At 71.3% G+C, this 15,485-nt stretch carries 12 protein-coding genes; 5 read left to right on the top strand and 7 right to left on the bottom strand.

The window, feature by feature from the left end; translation table 11 throughout:
- Positions 1–42: 42 nt before the first annotated feature.
- The 3 genes from ACFWM7_RS24570 to ACFWM7_RS24560 all read right to left on the bottom strand — a co-directional run bounded on the left by ACFWM7_RS24570 (position 43) and on the right by ACFWM7_RS24560 (position 6,033).
- Positions 43–246 carry an acyl-CoA carboxylase subunit epsilon gene (locus ACFWM7_RS24570; RefSeq protein ID WP_205086582.1) on the bottom strand — a complete coding sequence of 68 codons (204 nt, stop codon included), beginning with the start codon at positions 244–246 and terminating at the stop codon, positions 43–45.
- 69 nt (positions 247–315) lie between these two features.
- Entirely contained in the window at positions 316–1,899 is a 1,584-nt protein-coding gene (locus tag ACFWM7_RS24565) for an acyl-CoA carboxylase subunit beta (RefSeq protein ID WP_383263972.1), read from the bottom strand.
- A 264-nt stretch (positions 1,900–2,163) separates the two neighbouring features.
- Positions 2,164–6,033: an endo-alpha-N-acetylgalactosaminidase family protein gene (locus tag ACFWM7_RS24560; protein WP_383263969.1), complete on the bottom strand. Its 3,870-nt coding sequence runs from the start codon at positions 6,031–6,033 to the stop codon at positions 2,164–2,166.
- Positions 6,034–6,443: 410 nt separating this feature from the next.
- Between ACFWM7_RS24560 and ACFWM7_RS24555 the strand changes: the two genes are divergently transcribed.
- The 3 genes from ACFWM7_RS24555 to ACFWM7_RS24545 all read left to right on the top strand — a co-directional run bounded on the left by ACFWM7_RS24555 (position 6,444) and on the right by ACFWM7_RS24545 (position 9,433).
- Positions 6,444–7,655, top strand: coding sequence for a glycoside hydrolase family 64 protein (locus ACFWM7_RS24555; RefSeq protein WP_383263975.1), 1,212 nt, complete (start codon positions 6,444–6,446; stop codon positions 7,653–7,655).
- Positions 7,656–7,812: 157 nt separating this feature from the next.
- Complete coding sequence (locus ACFWM7_RS24550; protein WP_383263966.1) at positions 7,813–8,493, top strand: peptidoglycan-binding domain-containing protein; 681 nt, start codon at positions 7,813–7,815, stop codon at positions 8,491–8,493.
- Between the two features lie 322 nt (positions 8,494–8,815).
- A complete protein-coding gene (locus tag ACFWM7_RS24545) occupies positions 8,816–9,433 on the top strand; it encodes a YceI family protein (protein WP_383263963.1) in 618 nt (205 codons plus the stop codon).
- Positions 9,434–9,508: 75 nt separating this feature from the next.
- Here ACFWM7_RS24545 and ACFWM7_RS24540 read toward each other — a convergent pair whose 3' ends face one another.
- The 4 genes from ACFWM7_RS24540 to ACFWM7_RS24525 all read right to left on the bottom strand — a co-directional run bounded on the left by ACFWM7_RS24540 (position 9,509) and on the right by ACFWM7_RS24525 (position 13,678).
- Positions 9,509–10,540, bottom strand: coding sequence for an iron-siderophore ABC transporter substrate-binding protein (locus tag ACFWM7_RS24540; protein ID WP_383263960.1), 1,032 nt, complete (start codon positions 10,538–10,540; stop codon positions 9,509–9,511).
- 123 nt (positions 10,541–10,663) lie between these two features.
- Positions 10,664–11,524, bottom strand: coding sequence for an ABC transporter ATP-binding protein (locus tag ACFWM7_RS24535; RefSeq protein WP_383263957.1), 861 nt, complete (start codon positions 11,522–11,524; stop codon positions 10,664–10,666).
- Between the two features lies 1 nt (position 11,525).
- Positions 11,526–12,614, bottom strand: a complete 1,089-nt coding sequence (locus ACFWM7_RS24530) for a FecCD family ABC transporter permease (protein WP_383263955.1) — start codon at positions 12,612–12,614, stop codon at positions 11,526–11,528.
- Positions 12,611–13,678: a FecCD family ABC transporter permease gene (locus tag ACFWM7_RS24525; protein ID WP_383263952.1), complete on the bottom strand. Its 1,068-nt coding sequence runs from the start codon at positions 13,676–13,678 to the stop codon at positions 12,611–12,613. The genes ACFWM7_RS24530 and ACFWM7_RS24525 overlap by 4 nt, the downstream gene beginning before the upstream one ends.
- A gap of 243 nt (positions 13,679–13,921) precedes the next feature.
- Between ACFWM7_RS24525 and ACFWM7_RS24520 the strand changes: the two genes are divergently transcribed.
- Positions 13,922–14,497, top strand: coding sequence for an MSMEG_1061 family FMN-dependent PPOX-type flavoprotein (locus ACFWM7_RS24520; RefSeq protein WP_383263949.1), 576 nt, complete (start codon positions 13,922–13,924; stop codon positions 14,495–14,497).
- Positions 14,498–14,607: 110 nt separating this feature from the next.
- Positions 14,608–15,081: an NUDIX hydrolase gene (locus tag ACFWM7_RS24515; RefSeq protein ID WP_383263946.1), complete on the top strand. Its 474-nt coding sequence runs from the start codon at positions 14,608–14,610 to the stop codon at positions 15,079–15,081.
- Positions 15,082–15,485: the final 404 nt, after the last annotated feature.

Here is a 15,485-nt window from a genome sequence, read left to right as displayed (position 1 = left end):
CTCCTTGAGGAGTGCGGGGCCCTTCTCGTCGTGCTCGGGCGGTCAGCCCTGCCAGCTGTGCGGGGCGCGGAAGCCCGGCGTGCGCTCCAGGCGGCGCCAGCCGGCGGTGTCACGGCCCCGGTGGGCGGCGACGGGCGGCTGGGCGGCGGCACGGGCCATCAGGACGGCGGTGATGGCCGCCAGCTCCTCGGGGGCGGCGTGGCCCTTCTCGACGCGCAGGACGGACTCGGCGGGGGTGAGGCTCATGGTGGGGTGTCTCCGTCTTCTCGGCAGTCTGTCGTGGACCGTGCGGCGGATCGCGCCGCTGCGGGGCGACTACTGCGGGGGGTTGCCGTGCTTGCGGGACGGCAGGTCGGCGTGCTTGTTGCGGAGCATGGCGAGCGAGGCGATGAGCACCTCGCGGGTCTCGGCGGGGTCGATGACGTCGTCGACCAGGCCGCGCTCGGCCGCGTAGTAGGGGTGCATCAGCTCGGCCTTGTACTCCTTGACCATGCGGGCGCGCATGGCCTCGGGGTCCTCGGCGTCGGCGATCTGGCGGCGGAAGATGACGTTGGCCGCGCCCTCGGCGCCCATCACCGCGATCTCGTTGGTGGGCCAGGCGTAGGTGAGGTCGGCCCCGATGGACTGGCTGTCCATGACGATGTACGCGCCTCCGTAGGCCTTCCGCAGGATCAGCGAGATCCGCGGCACGGTGGCGTTGCAGTAGGCGTACAGGAGCTTCGCGCCGTGGCGGATGATCCCACCGTGCTCCTGGTCGACGCCGGGCAGGAAGCCGGGGACGTCCAGAAGGGTGATGATCGGGATGTTGAAGGCGTCGCACATCTGGACGAAGCGCGCGGCCTTCTCGGACGCCTCGATGTCCAGGACCCCGGCCAGCGACTGCGGCTGGTTGGCGACGATGCCGACGACCTGGCCGTCCATGCGGGCCAGGGCGCAGACGATGTTGCGGGCCCAGCGCTCGTGGATCTCCAGGTAGTCGCCGTCGTCGACGAGTTCCTCGATCACCTGGTGCATGTCGTACGGGCGGTTGCCGTCGGCCGGGACGAGGTCGAGCAGCACGTCGCCGCGCCGGTCGGCGGGGTCGTCGCTCTCCACGGTCGGCGGGTTCTCGCGGTTGTTGGAGGGGAGCATCCCGATGAGGTAACGGACTTCGGCGATGCAGGTCTCCTCGTCGTCGTACGCGAAGTGCGCGACGCCCGAGGTCTCGGCGTGCACGTCCGCGCCACCGAGGCCGTTCTGGGTGATCTCCTCGCCGGTGACCGCCTTGACGACGTCCGGTCCGGTGATGAACATCTGCGAGGTCTCACGGACCATGAAGACGAAGTCGGTGAGCGCCGGGCTGTAGGCCGCGCCGCCCGCGCACGGGCCGAGCATCACGCTGATCTGCGGGATGACACCGGAAGCGCGCGTGTTGCGCTGGAAGATGCCGCCGTAGCCCGCGAGCGCCGAGACGCCTTCCTGGATACGGGCGCCGGCGCCGTCGTTCAGCGACACCAGCGGGGCGCCGGCCGAGATGGCCATGTCCATGATCTTGTGGATCTTCGTGGCGTGAGCCTCGCCCAGCGCCCCGCCGAAGATCCGGAAGTCGTGCGCGTACACGAAGACCGTGCGGCCCTCGACCGTGCCCCAGCCCGTGATGACACCGTCGGTGTAGGGCTTCTTGGCCTCCAGACCGAACCCGGTGGCCCGGTGCCGGCGGAGCTGCTCGACCTCCTTGAACGAACCCGGGTCCAGCAGCAGCTCGATCCGCTCCCGCGCCGTCAGCTTCCCCTTGGCGTGCTGCGCCTCGGTCGCCCGCTCGCTCGGTCCGCGCCGCGCCTGCTCGCGCAGGGCCAGCAGTTCGGCCACCCGGCCACGGGCGTCGGTCGGCTCACCCTGGGTTTCGTCCACAACGGTCATGCATCGACCCTACGAACCCCGACCCAGAATCTCGCCGTCGACTCCGTACAGTCTCCTGCCCGGTTTCGTGGTGGGAGTGAACAGAACCATGCCGCCGTGCAGGCGATCCACCAGCGAAACGCCGCCTCCGGTTGTGGAGACTCCACAACCGGGGGGGGGTGTGCGGTGGGCCACACGCCCCTGAGGGGGCCCGAAGGCCCCCTCAGTATGGCGCAGCACGGACCACCGCGGTCCGCCGCGCCCGGGAAACGGTGCGGTGGGTGGTCAACCTCCGCAGTGGAAGCGGGCGTTGCCCCAGTCGGCATGGTCGTTGCCGTTGCCGTCGCCGCCGTCCTGGACGATCAGCTCGACGTACTTCGCACCGGTGACGTCGGCGGTGAGCTTCCAGGCGGGGTCGGCCGCCCCCAGTACGGGCGACGCCACCTTCTCCGTACCGTCGGCGGTGACCGAGAACCGCACACTCCCCCGGTTCGTCTGGACATCGTCGACCCCCACCTCGGCGGTGAAGGAGGTGCACTTCCCGCCCAGGTAGTAGCGGATCTTCGCCGGGGCGTGCGTGCCCAGGCCCTGCTCGTAGGCGACGCCGCCGATCTTCAGCGACCCGCCGTCCCCGGCCCCGGCCTCCCCGTTCGACTGGTTGCGCTCGACCGGGCCCCAGCCGTTCTGCGAGGCGGTCCAGTCCAGGTCACCGGCCCAGCTGTCCTTCGTGGGCGGCGGCGGGAGCGTCCGGACGGAGGTCCCCGCGCCGAGCGTGCGCCCGGCTTGCTGGACGGCGTACGTGGCCTTCGCCTCCAGCGCGTACGTGTCGTAGGGCGCGTCCACCGGCGGGGTGACCCGCCAGCTGCCGGTGACCTTCGCGCCGGGGGCGACCGCGTCGAAGGCGACGGGGCCCGCCGGCTCGGCCTGCCAGCCCTCGGGCACGGTCAGCGCGAGCTTCACACCGGTGGCGGTGGTCGCCTCGTCGTTGCCGAAGGTCGCCTTCACGGTGTTCGGGGCGCCCGGCTCCAGGGTCTCGGCGTCGGCGGCCACGCCGAGGGTGCCGCAGACGGCCTCCTCGCCCGCCGGCGCGGGGCCGAGGTCGGTGACGGTGAAGCCGTCGAGCACGAAGTCCGCGCCCTCGGGTGCTCCGGCGAGCTTGCGCAGCCCGGTCCAGGTGTCGCCGCAGCCCGCGGTGAGCGTCCGGCTGAACTGCCCGGTGGTGCGTTGCTGCCCGATCGGGGTGGCCCGGGTCTCGGTCGAGGCGGCCTCGCCGTCGGCGAGCCGGTCGTAGCCCTCGACCCAGCTGTAGGCGCCGGCGTGGCTGGACTGGTAGGCGAACTCGACCTTGTACCGGTGGCCGTCCTTCATCGGGACGGTCCAGGGGGCGGTGCGATAGACGAGCCCGGTGTTCTCCTCGTGGGACTTGAGGGACTCCTTACCCCCGAGCACGTCGTCGATGAGCTTCCCGTTCCAGCCTGACTGGGTGTACGGGGCGTTCAGCTGGGAGATGTGGGTGCGGGGGTCGGTGGAGCCGCCCGCGTTGCCCTTGAGGAAGGGGCCCCAGCCCTGGTCGACGGCCTCGAAGTCCTCGTACGCCACGGTGCCCGGCCGGGTGGCGGGGGCGTTCTCGACGATCCGTACGTCATCGGCTCGGACCTTCGCCGCGCTGCCCGCCGCCGCCTCGATGCGAAGGGTGGTGCGGCCGTTCGCCGGGGCGGTGAAGTTGACCTTGGCGCGCTGGAAGGAAGTGCCGTGCCAGTCGGAGGCAGCGACGAAGTCCTCGGCCGTGGAGCGCTCGACGGCGACCGACTTCCCGCCGGCGCTGAGCACCGTACGCCGGCTCGCGCCGGGCTCGACCTCGATCAGGGCGGATGCGGTGTAGCGCTTTCCGGGCTTGAGGCCGGTGACGGTCCGGGAGAGCGAGGCCGTGGCCGTACCCGAGAGTTCGGCGCTGTTGCGGCCCTGGTCGTCGGTGTCGCGGACGGCCGTGCCGGTCTTCGTCCAGCCCTTCAGGTCCCGGTCGTTGAAGCCGGGGTCGGTGAGGCCGGTCCCCTTGCCCCAGTCGGCGGCGCTCTCCTTCGGCGCGCGGTCGGGGTAGAGGACGTACGCCTGTCCGGCGGTGGCGGTGAGGGTGATCCTGCCGCCGGAGGGGCGGACGGTGGAGACCTTCTCGCGGCCGTTGTCGGTCAGCTTGTAGAGGGTGTACGCGCCCTTGCCGGGCACCTCCCAGGTGCTGGTGCCGCCGGTCTCGCTGTAGTGGTAGAGCTTCTTGCCGCCGTCCCACGGCAGCAGGTAGTCGGTGTCGCTGAGCACCTTGCGGCCCTGGTCGTAGAAGGTCTTCCTGCCGTCCTCGACCGTGCCGCGCACCCCGCCGGTGAAGGTGATGTCGTTGCCGTCCCAGCGGGTGATCTTCTGCTGCTGGAGGTACTTGGCGGGGAGGTTCTTTTGCCAGATGTTGGCGGTGAAGGCGTTCCAGTCGGTCTCACCGGTCCAGCCCTCGAAGTCCTCCAGGGCGCTCTGACCGAGGACCGGGTGGTTGTTCCAGATGTCCTTCTCGCCGTTGCGGATGAACCGGATGATCTGCGAGTTGAGACCCTTGTTGGTGGCCCCTCCGTAGTTCAGGTCGTTGGCCCAGTGCGACCAGAGCGAGGCGCGTTCGAACTTGTCGGCCCACTCGGTGCCGACGGTCCAGCCCTGCTTCTGGACGGCCTGGATCGTCTTGTCGGCGATCCAGCCGTGGCTGTAGTAGACGTCGATGTAGAGGAAGTCGAGGTTCTTGTCGGTCTCGTCGCGCAGTTGCTGGAAGCGCTTGGCCAGGTCGCCGCTGTTGATGTCGCGGCGCTGGTCGATGTAGTAGCTCTGGTTGAGCCAGTTCCAGCCGGGCTTGGTCTTGTCGACGAGCTGCTCGGAGAAGGCCTTGGCCTCCGGGTAGGACTCGGTGGCGTTGACGTGGACGCCGAAGTCCGCGCCCCACTTCCCGCCTTCCTTCAGTAGGGTGTTGAGGTCCTTCAGTCCGCCGGCCCGCTTGTTGTAGTTGCCGCCGTAGTCCGGGTGCGCGGAGTCGTGGCCCTCGGAGCCGTACCCCTTGAGGACGGCGAGCTGGCCGAGGCCGTCCGTGGCCTTCGAGATCCGCTTGACGTCGTCCAGGGTGCGCAGGAAGGGGTGGGTGGCCTGGCTGGCGAAGTTGAACGGGATGTGGGTCACGACCCGCTTCGCGGTGTCCTCGCTGCCGGGCGCGGTGACGCCGATGGAGCGGAAGGCGATCGCCCCGTCCTGCCAGTCGACCGCCTGGTCGCCGTTGGCGTCCGGGGTGACGACGACCTTGGCCCAGGGCAGGTTCTCGCCGCTCTCGGGCTTCGGGGCCCCCTCGCCCCGGTAGGTCCACTGGCCGGACCAGACGCCGACCCGGACGCCGCCGCCCTCCTCGGTGCGGGCCTGGTGCCAGAACCGGGCGTCGTCGCCGCCGGTGGCTCCGGCGGGCTTGTCGTACGAGGAGTTGGACTCGATCGCCGCGGCGAGCGAGCCGGTGCTGAGGATCGCGTAACTGGCCCCGACAGGCGCGGAGTCGGGCTTCGTCTCTCCGGTGACCTTCGCGAAGACGTCGGCGGTGCGGGTGGAGTCCGGGTCGAGCTTCGTGAACGCGGTGGCGGCCCCGGACTCGGCGGACCCGACCGAGATCAGGTCGTGCCCGGGGATGTCGATGGTCCCGACCCGGAAGGCGGACGTGTCGCGGACGGCGGTCACCTTGAAGGTGGTGGCCCGCCCGGAGACGGTGAGCGAGGCGTCGATCTCGACGCCCGGCAGGGAGTCGAAGGCGAGGGTGTAGCGGGCGGCGGAGCGGGTGACCTTCGGCTTGCCCTTGAGCTTCACCGGGCGGGCGGTCCCGTTGAGGGTGACGGCGGTGACCGGCCGGGTGGAGCCGAGCAGCTGCTTGCCGCTGGCCCGGTCGGTGTACGACAGGACGCGCGGGAAGTCGTCGGCGACGGCGACGGCGAGCCGGTCGGAGCCGATGACGGCGGACCCGTCGGCCTTGGCCTCTCCGGCCGGGGCGGGAGGCGAGGGGGCGGCGGCTGCGGGGAGGGCGGCCCCCACGAGCGCCAGGACGGCTGCGGAGGCCGCGGCGACCAGGCCGGGGCGAGGGAATCTTGGCGACATGGCCCCTGAGTAGTCGCCGTGTCCGGACACCGTCAACGAACTTCGGGCCCGGGGGCCGACTCCGTCCAACAACCCCGGTGCGTTAGTCCAAGTCGGGAGCGGCCGGGGCGCCTTGGGGCCGCGGGGAGCGGTCGGACGTCCTCTTGTTCATCTCTTGGCCGGAACGTCCCCCGTACGGTCACGGTTCGCACCCGCTCGGTTCCGGCAAGTACCGCTTCGGGGCGTCGAGTTGTGAAGACCCGTAATTTTTGAGAGCGCTCTCAGTCACAAGTCTTGACGCTCGCGCCGGGCCTCGCGAGAGTGGTGCGCACCGCAGGCACCCCCACGGTCCTGTCCCTCCCCGCGCCACCCCCCACAGCCCGTCTGCGGCCCCCCACCACCTCGGGAGTCCCCTCGTGATTTCGCGCAGAATGTTCCTGACCGGCACCGCCGCCACGGCCGCGGCGCTGACGTACCCCGCCTGGGGCACCGCTTTGAGCCCTCGCGCCTCCGCGGCCCCCGCGACCTGCGAACTGGCCCTGGAGAACAAGTCGTTGCCGGGCACGGTGCACGCCTATGTGACCGGCCACGAGCTGGGCACCGACCGCTGGGTGCTGCTGAAGCCGGACGGCGGCGTCTACCGCCCCGACTCCCCCGGCGCGCCGCAGACCCCGCTGCCCGTCGACTGCGCCATCCCGCTCAAGGGCGCGGGCGCGGGTCCGGTCGTGCTGACCCTGCCGCAGATGTACGGGGCACGGGTCTACTTCGTCCGCGACGACAAGCTGGACTTCTTCCTCAACCCGGGTCCGTCCCTGGTGGAGCCCGCGTTCGCGACGCCGACAGACCCGAACTACGGGCGGACCTGGGCGTTCGCCGAGTTCACCTTCAACACCGAGCAGCTGTACTCCAACATCAGCTACGTGGACCTGATCACCGCGCTGCCGATCGGCATCACGCTGGAGGGGGACGGCACCCACGTCGTGGCCCCGCACCCCGAGGGCGCGGTGGAGCGGATCGCGGAGGACCTCACCGCCCAGGCGGCCGCCGACGGGCAGCCCTGGGACAAGCTGATCACCCGGGGCGACGACGGCAAGGTGCTGCGGGTCGTCTCGCCGCAGAACATCATGGCCCCGTACTTCGACCGGCCCGCCGAGATGCCGTTCCGCGGCCTGTTCGAGGCACAGATCGACGAGGTGTGGGAGAAGTACCGCTCCGAAGACCTGCGCATCGACCTCCAGGGCGGCCGGGGCACGCTGGCGGGCCGGGTGAGCGGCGACGTCCTGACCTTCGAGGGCGGCCACACCTTCACCAAGCCGGAGACGAAGGACATCTTCACCTGCAACCACGGCCCGTTCACCAACAACCCGGGCGACTCCGACGACAAGAAGGCGATCCTGGCCAGGCTCGCGGCGGGCTTCAACCGCTCGATCATGCTGAGCCACCCGAGCCAGCCGAACGGCACGTCGACGGCGGACTACTACAAGACCCCGGTCACCAACCACTGGTCCCGGGTGGTCCACGCGAACAGCCCGATCGGTTACGCGTTCCCGTACGACGACGTCCGCCCGGACGGTGAGCCGGACGTCTCGGGCGCGGCGCACGACGGGAACCCGCGCCGCTTCACGGTGAGCGTGGGATCCTGACGCCCGCCCGGTAGACCCGTGTGCCCCGTCCGTGCGGCGGGGCACACGCATGTCCGGGACACTCCCTGCGCCCGCCCCTCCTGGGAACCGATACCTCATCAATTGACACGATGTGTGGCGTTCTTGACTTCGCCCCGGCACCCCGGGACGGTGCCCTATGCGAATGAACCGACTCCCCCACCGGCGGCTGCTCACCGCGGTCACCGCCGGACTCCTGCTGACCGCCGCCGCCCCGGCCCACGCGGACCCCGCCCCGCCGCCGTCACCCGCCCCGCAGGCCTCCGGCGCGCACGGCCTGCGCGCCTTCCAGCAGAGCTACGGCCTGCCCGCGACCGGCCGGGTGGACACCGCCACGGCGCAGCTGCTCAAGACAGCCCCGAACAGCGAGCTGCGGACGTTCTTCGCCGCCCCGTCCGACCTCGGCCCGGAGCAGCTCGCCCACGCCCGGACGGTCATCGGCGTCGGGAAGGGGGCCGAGCTCTCCGAGGAGGCCCAGGTCATCGCCCTGATGACGGCCATGCAGGAGTCGAAGTTCGTCAACTACACGTCTGCGGTCGACAACGACTCGCTCGGCGTCTTCCAGCAGCGCCCCAGCATGGGCTGGGGCACGTCGGCGCAGATCACGCACGTGCCGACCGCGTCCAAGTCCTTCTACGGGCTGCCCTCGCCCAGCGCCAACCCGGGGCTGCTCCAGATCGACGGCTGGGAGTCGATGGAGCCGGGCGACGTGTGCCAGGCGGTCCAGCGGTCCGCGCACCCGGACCGGTACGCGCAGTGGGAGGACTTCGCCCGGGATCTGCTGGAGGAGGAGGGCCCGGACGCCGACCCGATCCCGTAGGCGCGCGGGGGCATGTCCGGCGGATCAGGGACCGGGCCCGGACGAGATCCGCCGCAGCCGCCCTGGGGCCGTCCCGCTGCGCGCTGCGGGACGGCCCCCGGTGCGCAGCGGTCAGCAGCCGCCGCAGTTGCCGTAGGTCACGTCCCAGCGGTCGCCCTCGCCCGCGCAGATCCCGCCGGATCCGGACTCGTACGGGGGAACCTGGACACCAGATGTTGAACTTTGAACTAGATAGCGCTACAGTGAAACTCGTTGAAGGTTAAACATTCCCTTCGGCACCGCTGGACCCCCGTCCCCCGCAGCGCATCCCCGAGGAGGAGCCATGGCTCTGTTCACCCGCAAGTCGACCGCCGCCCCCACCGTCACCGAGGCCCCCGTCGTGGACCCGGCGCTGGCCGCGCTGACCGGCACGTACACCCTGGACCCGGCGCACAGCAGCATCGGCTTCACGGTGCGCCACGCGATGGTCACGAACGTGCGCGGCTCCTTCGGCGAGCACGAGGGCACCCTGGTGCTGGACGGCACGGACCCGGCGAACTCCTCCGCCTCCATCGACGTGAAGATCGCCAGCGTGGACACCGGCATCGCTGACCGCGACGGCCACCTGGTCAGCGGCGACTTCTTCGACGCCGAGAAGTTCCCCCTCATGACGTTCCGCTCGACCAAGGCCGAGCAGCTGGGCGGCGAGGCGTACCGGATCACCGGCGACCTGACCATCAAGGACGTCACGCGCCCGCTCTCCATCGACCTGGAGTTCAACGGCTCCGCCACCGACGTCTACGGCAACGAGCGCGTCGGCTTCGAGGGCAGCGCCGACATCCTGCGCTCCGATTGGGGCCTGACCTGGAACGCGGCGCTGGAGACCGGTGGTGTGATGGTCAGCGACAAGGTGAAGCTGACCTTCGACATCTCGGCGATCAAGGCCGCCCCCGCGGCCTGACCTCCTCCGCACGCGCAGCGCCCCGCACCCGGGCCTCCCGGGACGGGGCGCTGCGCATGTGTGTACGGCTGCCGACTACTTCGCGACCTTCTCCGCGAAGAGCGGGACGACCTTCTCCAGGGCGTACGAGACCGACAGGACCGAGTCCGTGGCGAACGCCTGCGAGATGTCCTTGTCGTCGAAGACGATGGCGTTGCCCGCCTTCACCGACGGGACGGCCTTGTACAGCGGGTCGTTGCTGATGTCCGTGGCCGGGATGCCGATCGGGGTCATCACCGTGAGGTCGGCGTCGAGCAGGTCCAGGTTCTCCTTGGAGACGGACACGGAGAAGCCCTCGCCGGCCTGGGCCTCGGCCTTCGGGTTGTTCGTGAAGCCGAGCCGCTCGACGAAGTCGATGCGCCCGGTGCCGCCGACGTAGACGCCGAAGCCCTCGGACGTACGCGAGCCGACCGTGATGGTCTTGTCCTTGAACTCGGGGTGGGCCTTCGCGGCGGCCTCGAACTTCTTCTCCGTCTCCGCGATCAGCTCCTTGCCCTTCTCCGGTACGCCCATGGCGGCGGCGATCATCGTGGTCTGCTGCTCCCACGAGAGCTTGTACTGGTCGCCGCCCTTCGGCACGCCCACGGTCGGGGCGATCTTCTTCAGGGTGTCGTAGCGGGTCTGGTCGCCGCTGGACTTGGTGTCCAGGATCAGGTCGGGCTGGAGGGAGGCGATCTTCTCGAACTCCGGCTCCATCGTGCCGATCAGCTCGGGCTTCTTGTCGTACATGCCCTTGGCCCACGGGCCGACGCCCTCGCCGCCGAACGGCAGCCAGTCGCTGGCCCCGACCGGCTGGCCGCCGAGCGCGAGCACGGTCTCGGCGTCGCCCCAGCCGAGCGCGACGATGCGCTTGGGCTGCTTGTCGACGGTGACCTCGCCGAACTTCGTCGCCACCTTGGCGGGGAAGGCGCCTTCCGACGCGCCGCCGGAGGCGGAGGAGGACGCGGAGCTGTCGGAGTCGTCCGACGAGCCACAGGCCGAGAGGCCGACGAGCAGGGCGGCGACGGTGCCGGCCACGAGGACGGGGGTGCGGCGGGCGCGCCGGGCGCGGGGAGCGGAAACGTTCATGCCCTTAGGTTAGCCTCGCCTAATGACAACGGTGCCAGCGGGTTGCCCGAGTGCCCCGCTCCCCCGGTCTGCCATGGTGTCCGCTCCCGTACGCCCGAGTGCCTGCTCCCGTACGTACGAGACTCAGGCAGCCGGGTCCTTCACGTGGTGGCGGCCCAGCGGTACGACCATCGGGGTGGCCGACGCCGGGTCCTCGATCACCGAGCAACGCATCCCGAAGACCTCGCCGACCAGCTCCTGCGTCACGATGTCGACCGGCCGGCCCTCCGCGACGATCCGCCCCGCCTTCATCGCGATCATGTGGTCCGCGTACCGGCAGGCCAGGTTCAGGTCGTGCAGCACGGCCACCATGGTGACGCCCTGCTCGCGGTTGAGGTCGGTGAGCAGGTCCAGGACGTCGAGCTGGTGGCTGGCGTCGAGGAAGGTCGTGGGCTCGTCGAGCAGCAGGATGTCCGTGCGCTGGGCGAGCGCCATCGCGATCCACACCCGCTGGCGCTGGCCGCCGGAGAGTTCGTCCACGGAACGGTCGGCGAGTTCGAGGACGTCGGTGGAGAGCAGCGCCTGCGCGACCGCCTCGTCGTCCTCTGAGCTCCACCGGCGGAACCAGCCCTGGTGCGGGTAGCGGCCGCGCCCGACCAGGTCGGAGACGGTGATGCCCTCCGGGGCGGTGGGGCTCTGCGGCAGGATGCCGAGCACGGAGGCCACCTCCTTGGTCGGCATCTCCTGGATGGACCGGCCGTCCAGGAGCACCGCCCCGGCCGAGGGGGCCAGCAGTCGGGCCATCGCCCGCAGCAGGGTCGACTTGCCGCAGGCGTTGGGGCCGACGATGACGGTGATCTTCCCGGGTGGCACGGCCACGCTCAGACCGGGGACGATCTCGCGTTCGCCGTAGCCGAGCCGGACGTCTCGGGCTTCCAGAGTGTGTTCGGCCACGACAGGGCCACGCCTTTCGTCATCGTCTTTCTGAAGTGTCTGTTTCGCCATCTCAGCCCCCGCTGCCCACACGGTTGGCGCGGGCCAGAAGCAGGAGCAGGTACGGGGCCCCGATGATGCTGGTGACCACGCCCACCGGCAGCTGCACGGAGGGCAGCGCGTGCTGCGCGGCGAAGTCGGCGACCAGGACGATCAGCGCCCCGGTCAGGGCCGCCTGCGGCAGGGCCGCGCCCCGGCCCGGGACCAGCCGGCGGGCGATCGGCGCGGCGACGAACGCCAAGAACCCGACGGGCCCCGCGGCGGCGGTCGCCACCCCGGCGAGCGCGGTCGCGCAGGCCAGCAGCGCGAGCCGGCCGCTCTCGACCTTCGCGCCGAGCCCGGCGGCCGCGTCGTCCCCGAGCTGGAGGGGGCGCAGCGCGTGGGCGGCGAGAACGGTCAGCGGTACGAGGAGGCCGAGGGCGATGAGCATCGGCCACACCTGGCTCCAGGAGCGGCCGTTGAGGCTGCCCGCGAGCCAGCGGAACGCCTCCTGCGCGTCGGTGACCTCGGAGCGGGCCATCACGTACCAGACGATGCTGGAAAGCCCCATGCCGACGCCGATCCCGATGAGGACCAGGCGCTGTCCGGCGACGCCCTGCCGCCAGGCGAGCAGGTAGATGGCGGCTCCGGCGGCCAGGGAGCCGGTGAGGGCGCTCGCGGAGAGGGCGAGTCCGCTGACCTGGAAGAGCAGGGCGGCGGTGACGGCGACCGCGCTGGCCCCGGCGCTGATGCCGATGAGGTCGGGGCTGGCGAGGGGGTTGCGCAGGACGGTCTGGAAGACGGCTCCGGAGAGCCCGAAGCCGATGCCGACGAGGATCGCGAGGAGGGCGCGGGGCAGCCGCAGTTCCAGCACGACGAACTGCGATCCGCCGTCGCCGCCGCCGAACAGGGTGGCGACGACCTTCCCGATCGGCATGACCATGTCGCCGAAGCTGAGCGAGACGCCGAACATGACGACGACGGCGGCCAGCAGTGCGGCCCCGACGAGGACGGAACGGCGCAGGCCCCGGCCGCGTACGGCGGAGACCTGGCGTACGGCGTCGGCGAGCCGCTCGTCGTCCGCGTGCGCGGCGTTCTTGGTGACGACGGGTATCCGGTTCACAGTTCCACCAGCTTCCTGCGGCGGACCAGCCAGATGAAGGGGATGCAGCCGATCGCGGCCGTGATGACGCCGACCTGCACCTCACCGGGGCGGGCGATGACCCGGCCGACGATGTCGGCGACGAGGAGCATGACCGGGGCGAGCACCATGCTGTACGGGAGCACCCAGCGGTAGTCGGGCCCGGTGATGAGGCGGGCGGCGTGCGGTACGGCGAGCCCGACGAAGCCGATGGGCCCGGCGACGACGGTGGCCGCGCCGCAGAGGATCACGACGGCGAGGGCGGACACCATCCGGATGGCCCCGACGCGCTGGCCGAGGCCGCGGGCGAGGTCGTCGCCGAGGGAGAGGGCGTTGAGCTGCGGCCCGAGGGCCAGGGCGAGGACGGTGCCGACCAGGATGAACGGCGAGACCTGCCACAGCACCTCGGAGCTGCGGGCGGTCAGCGCGCCGAGCTGCCAGAACCGGAACTGGTCGTAGCTGCCCCGGTCCTGGAGCAGGATCGCGCTGGTGATCGAGGTGAGGACGGCGGCGGTCGCGGCCCCGGCCAGGGCCAGCTTCACCGGTGTCGCGCCTTCCCGCCCGAGCGAGCCGACCCCGTACACGAGGAGGGCGGCGAGCAGCGCGCCGAGGAAGCCGAACCAGATGAACTGGGTGGCGACCGTGAACCCGAACAGGGTGATCGAGCACACGACGGCCACGGATGCCCCGGCGTTGATGCCGAGGAGCTGGGGGTCGGCGAGGGGGTTACGGGCGACGCCCTGCATCACCGTGCCCGCGAGGCCGAGCGCCGCACCGGCGAGCAGCCCGGCGACAGTGCGCGGGATGCGGACCTCTTGGACGATGAGCTGCCCCTTGACGGACGTGTCCGGGTCGAGGACGCCGTCGGCGACATCGCGGAAGGGCACATCGCCGGAGCCGATGGCGAGACTGGCGACGGCGGTGAGGAACAGCACGGCGAGGGCGGCGAGCAGCCCGAGGGCGAGCGCGGGGCGGCTGCGCTTGCGCAGCGTCTCCTTGCCGTCGCCGGCCGGCTTCTCCTTCTCCAGGAGGGTCGAGCCGCTCACGACCCGGCCGCCGGGGCAGCCGGAATGCGGTGGTGCACTGTTCGTCCCTCACCCTTGTTCGTCAGTCGCTACGTCGGCGCGGGCGCGCGAGGGAGGTTCCGCTCACCCGCGCTGTCGCGCGAGGGCCACCCGCGTCGGCCGGTCACCCCGGCCTGGGAACACAGAGGGGCCCAAAGTAAGGTCACCCTAACAGCGCCTGTTCGACCGTGCGCTGCCGCACCCCACGAGCTCCGGAGCACTTCCTTGTCGTACGCCGCCGATCCCACCGCCCCCGCCACCGGTCCGTTGGCCGGGGCCGTGCCCCTGGGCTCGGCGGACGAACTGCGCGAGCTGCTGGGCGCCCCGCACCCGATCGTCATCGACAAGGTCCACGACCGGCTCACCGACGACGACCTGGCGCTGCTGGCCCGCTCGCCGTTCTGCACCATGGCCACGTCCGACGCGGACGGCAACTGCGACTCGACCCCGCGCGGCGGCACCCCCGGCTTCACCCATGTCCTGGACCGGGGCACGATCGCCCTGCCCGACCGCCCGGGCAACCGCCGCGCGGACAGCTTCCACAACATCCTGGCGAACCCGCGCGTGGGCCTGCTCTACCTGATACCGGGCGCGATGGACGTCCTGCGCGTCAACGGCCGGGCCCGCATCCTCACGGACGCCCCGTTCTTCGACGCGATGACGCTGAAGGGCCAGCGCCCGAAGCTGGCCCTGGTCGTCGAGATCGACGAGATCTTCCGCCACTGCCCGGCGTCGCTGAAGCGGTCGGGGGTGTGGGCGCCGGAGACGTGGGCGGGGGCTGAGGAGGAAGCGGCGGGGTGACCGGTCGGCGATCCGCTGTCACTGGCGCGTGAAGCGCTCCCCGGTGGCACAGACGTTGTCGAGGTCGGCGACACAACACCGGTCCCGGCTACCGGAGATAGCCTCGCGCGGTGGACCGACGACTGGCCGCGTACGCGGTGTGCATCGAGAACGGCCGCGTGCTGCTCGCACTGGCCGTGGGCCCGTGCGGCGACCGCACCTGGACCCTTCCGGGCGGCAGGGTCGAGCACGCGGAGGACCCGTTCGACACGGTGATCAGGGAGGTCGCCGAGAAGACCGGTCTGGAGGCCGTCGTCGAGCGCCTGCTCGGCGTGGACTCGCGGGTAATCCCGGCGGGCGAGCGCCGCCTGCCCGGCGCGCCCGAGCTGCAGAACGTCGGCGTCTTCTACGGTGTCCGGGCCACCGGCGGCACGCTCCGTCCCGAACCGAACGGCGACACCGCCGAGGCTGTGTGGACTCCGCTGTCCGGGGTTGCCCGCCTGCGCCGGTCCTCGCTGGTGGACATCGGGCTCGATCTCGCGCGGACGCTGCCGCCCTCCGGGCATGTCGGCCCTGTCCCGGTCGGCGGCCTGGTCCAGCACTGAGGAGGTCCGCGCGGCGGTGGCGCGTGCCACGGGATCACCACCCGGCCGGACCAGTGGCGGCTGGACATCCAGGCCCAGATCGCCGCCACCACCACGCCCAGCAGGACCACGCCCGCCACGACCGCCAGCAGCACCGTCAGCCCGCAGCCTCCCGCGATACCGGCGTGCACCTTCGCCTTGAGCGCCTCGGCCTCGGCGTCCGGGTTCCGCTCGGACTCCTCGCCGCCGTACCAGTCGTACCGCTGCATCGTCGCCCCCCGTTATGTTTTCCGCGGTCCTGCAATGGGGCCGCTGGCCTCCGGGTCCGGCATGACTGTTGCCCCCTGTCGAAGGGATGACCTGGGGGGTGGTGTCACCGGGCCCGGGAGGTGTCCGTCGGAGACGCTGATCAGAGGTCCGGCTAC

This window comes from Streptomyces sp. NPDC058375 (assembly GCF_042723425.1).
Classification (GTDB): Bacteria; Actinomycetota; Actinomycetes; order Streptomycetales; family Streptomycetaceae; genus Streptomyces; species Streptomyces durocortorensis.
This window is presented reverse-complemented; position numbering and strand designations above follow the sequence as displayed.

What these genes read in the sequence shown, in the direction of transcription:
- ACFWM7_RS24555 (WP_383263975.1), top strand. Translation starts at nt 6,444, where the DNA reads ATGTTCCTGACCGGCACCGCCGCCACGGCCGCGGCGCTGACGTACCCC.
- ACFWM7_RS24535 (WP_383263957.1), bottom strand. Translation starts at nt 11,524, where the DNA reads ATGGCGAAACAGACACTTCAGAAAGACGATGACGAAAGGCGTGGCCCT.
- ACFWM7_RS24560 (WP_383263969.1), bottom strand. Translation starts at nt 6,033, where the DNA reads ATGTCGCCAAGATTCCCTCGCCCCGGCCTGGTCGCCGCGGCCTCCGCA.
- ACFWM7_RS24550 (WP_383263966.1), top strand. Translation starts at nt 7,813, where the DNA reads ATGCGAATGAACCGACTCCCCCACCGGCGGCTGCTCACCGCGGTCACC.
- ACFWM7_RS24540 (WP_383263960.1), bottom strand. Translation starts at nt 10,540, where the DNA reads ATGAACGTTTCCGCTCCCCGCGCCCGGCGCGCCCGCCGCACCCCCGTC.
- ACFWM7_RS24565 (WP_383263972.1), bottom strand. Translation starts at nt 1,899, where the DNA reads ATGACCGTTGTGGACGAAACCCAGGGTGAGCCGACCGACGCCCGTGGC.
- ACFWM7_RS24570 (WP_205086582.1), bottom strand. Translation starts at nt 246, where the DNA reads ATGAGCCTCACCCCCGCCGAGTCCGTCCTGCGCGTCGAGAAGGGCCAC.
- ACFWM7_RS24545 (WP_383263963.1), top strand. Translation starts at nt 8,816, where the DNA reads ATGGCTCTGTTCACCCGCAAGTCGACCGCCGCCCCCACCGTCACCGAG.